Source organism: Hansschlegelia zhihuaiae (assembly GCF_004103825.1).
In the GTDB taxonomy this organism is placed as follows: Bacteria; Pseudomonadota; Alphaproteobacteria; order Rhizobiales; family Methylopilaceae; genus Methylopila; species Methylopila zhihuaiae.
The window spans coordinates 399816-402812 of the sequence record NZ_RYFI01000001.1 but is presented as its reverse complement, the minus strand read 5'-3'; the positions used below and the strand labels follow the sequence as shown (position 1 = coordinate 402812).

The following is a 2997-nucleotide window of genomic DNA, read 5'->3' as shown; positions in this document are numbered from 1 at the left end:
CCCGCCCCCCGCCACGGTCGGGGTCGGGTGCTGCGCCTGCGCCCGCAAGACGCCCATCGCCCGGAGGCGGAGGGCGCTTTCGAGCCCGCGCAAGGGTTTTGCGAGGCGCAAGGCTCCTGGGCCGTCGACGGCGAGGAACGAAACCCGCGGCCGCTCAGGCTGTTCGCGAGGCCCGAGCCGATCGAGGCGCTGGCCGAGGTCCCGGACGGGCCGCCATTGCGCTTCACATGGCGGCGCGCCACCCACCATGTCGTGCGCGCCGCGGGGCCGGAGCGCATCGCGCTCGAATGGTGGCGGCCCGGCGAGGCGCCGCCGACCCGCGACTATTACCGCGTCGAGGATTCCTGGGGCGCACGCTTCTGGATCTACCGCGACGGGCTCTACGGCCGCGAGGCCCTGCATCCGCGCTGGTATCTGCACGGGCTGTTCGCATGAGCCAAGATCTCGCCAGCCAACGCCTCGCCAGCCCGGGCTTCGTCGAGATCGCGGCGACCACCGCCTTCTCTTTCCTGCGCGCGGGCTCGCGGCCGGAAGAGTATGTGGCGGCCGCCGCCTTCTACGGGATGGGCGCGATCGGGATCGCGGACCGGAATTCGGTCGCGGGCGTGGTGCGGGCCTATGTGACGCTGAAGAACCCGGATCTGCCGCAGGTCCCGAAGCTGCTCGCGGGCGCGCGGCTGGTCTTCGAGGACGCAACGCCGGACGTCGTGGTCCACCCTCGGGACCGCGACGCCTGGGGGCGGCTTTGCCGGCTCATCTCCATCGGCAAAGAGCGCGCGAAGAAGGGCGAGTGCAGTTTGACGCTCGCCGATCTTTTGGAATGGGGCGAGGGTCTGCTCGCCGCCGTCATGCCGTCGCGGCGCTTCGGCCGCGAGATCGAAGCGGCGCTCGCGCGGCTCGCCGAGAAGCGGCCGGGCGACGTCTGGCTCGGCGCCGCCATGCTCCGCCGCGGCGACGATGCGGCGCGCCTCGAAAGGCTCGCGCGCCTTAGCCAGCGGAGCGGCGTCCCGCTGCTCGCCAGCAACGAGCCGCTTTATCACGCGCCGGAACGGCGGAAGCTGCAGGACGTCATGACCTGCATCCGCGAGGGTCTGACGCTCGAGACCGCGGGGCGGCGGCTCGAGGCCAACGCCGAGCGCCACCTGAAGCCCGCGGAGGAGATGGCCCGGCTGTTCCGGGACGCGCCCGAGGCGCTCGCCGAGACCGCGCGCTTCGCCGAGCGAGTCGTCTTCAGCCTGCGGGACCTTGAATACAATTATCCGCACGAGCCGGTGCCCCCGGGAAAGACGCCGCACGGCCATCTGCAGGATCTTGTCCGCGACGGGCTGAAGCGCTTCTATCCGCAAGGCGCGCCCCGCAAGGTGGAGAGGCTTGTGGCCAAGGAGCTCGCCTTCATCAAGAGCGAGCGATACGCGCACTACTTCCTGACCGTGCGCGACATCGTGGCCTTCGCGCAGGAGAAGGGCATCCTCTGCCAGGGCCGCGGCTCGGCGGCGAATTCGGCGGTCTGCTACGTGCTCGGCGTCACGGCGGTCGATCCGGCCGAAGCCGACGTCCTGTTCGAGCGGTTCCTGTCGAAGGAGCGCTCGGAGCCGCCGGACATCGACGTCGATTTCGAGCATGAGCGGCGCGAAGAGGTCATCCAGCACATCTATCAGCGCTATGGCCGTCACCGGGCGGCGCTGGTCGCGACCGTCATCCATTACAAGCCGCGGAGCGCGATCCGCGAGGTTGGCAAGGTCTTCGGCCTGACCGAGGACGTGACCGCGGCGCTCGCCGACACGGTCTGGGGCTCCTGGGGCTCTGAGCTGACCGACGCGCAGGTGCGCCAGGCCGGGCTCGACCCCGCCAACCCGCATCTCGCCCAGGTGGTCCGGCTCGCCTCGGAATTGATCGGCTTCCCGCGCCACCTCTCCCAGCATGTCGGCGGCTTCGTGCTGACCGACGATCGGCTCGACGAGAGCGTGCCGGTCGGCCCTGCGGCGATGGAGGGCCGCTCCTTCATCGAATGGGACAAGGACGACATCGACGCCGTGAGGATGATGAAGGTCGACGTGCTGGCGCTCGGCATGTTGACCTGCGTCCGCAAGGCTTTCGACCTCATCCAGCGGCACAGCGGGGTGAGCCTTGCGCTGTCGGACCTCAAGCCGATCGACGGCGAGGTCTACGCCATGCTGTCGCGCGGCGACTCGCTCGGCGTGTTCCAGGTCGAGAGCCGCGCGCAGATGAACATGCTGCCGCGGCTGAAGCCGAACTGTTTCTACGACCTCGTCATCGAGGTCGCGATCGTGCGGCCCGGCCCGATCCAGGGCGACATGGTCCACCCCTATCTCAAGAACCGCAAAGCCCCCGAACTCGTCCAATATCCGCGGCCGGGTCCGCCGCACGACCCGGACGAACTCGAGAAGGTGCTGAAGAAGACGCTCGGCGTGCCGCTGTTCCAGGAGCAGGCCATGCGGATCGCGATGGTGGCGGCCGAATTCACTGGCGCGGAGGCCAATGCGCTCCGCCGCTCGATGGCGACCTTCCGCAATGTCGGCGGCGTCGACAGGTTCTTCGAGCGCATGGTCGGCCGCATGGTGGAGCGCGGCTACGACCCGGATTTCGCGCGGCGCTGCTTCAAGCAGATCGAAGGGTTCGGCTCCTACGGCTTCCCCGAGAGCCACGCGGCGAGCTTCGCCCAGCTCGTCTACGTGTCTTCTTGGTTGAAATGCAAGCATCCCACAGTCTTCGCGTGTGCACTGCTCAATTCGCAGCCGATGGGTTTTTACGCCCCCGCCGAGATCGTGCGCGACGCCCGCGAGCACGGCGTCGAGGTCCGCGGCGCCGACGTCGCCGTGAGTCATTGGGACAACGCGCTGGAGAAGCGGCCGGACGGCGAGCTCCGCATCCGGCTCGGCTTCCGTCAGATCGAGGGGTTTCGGCAGGAGTGGGCGGAGGCGCTGGTCGCGGCGCGCGCATATCCTTCGCAGAACCTGGAGCGATCCCTCCCTTTGC

At 69.2% G+C, this 2997-nt stretch carries 1 protein-coding gene and 1 pseudogene; both read left to right on the top strand.

All coding sequences use genetic code 11. From position 1 onward, the window contains the following. Positions 1-435: pseudogene (locus EK403_RS22870) on the top strand (DNA polymerase Y family protein); the annotation flags it as partial. After that, positions 432-2997 (top strand): error-prone DNA polymerase (locus tag EK403_RS01840; RefSeq protein ID WP_128775890.1); only part of this gene is annotated, 2566 nt, incomplete at its 3' end. The pseudogene EK403_RS22870 and the gene EK403_RS01840, both read left to right, overlap by 4 nt.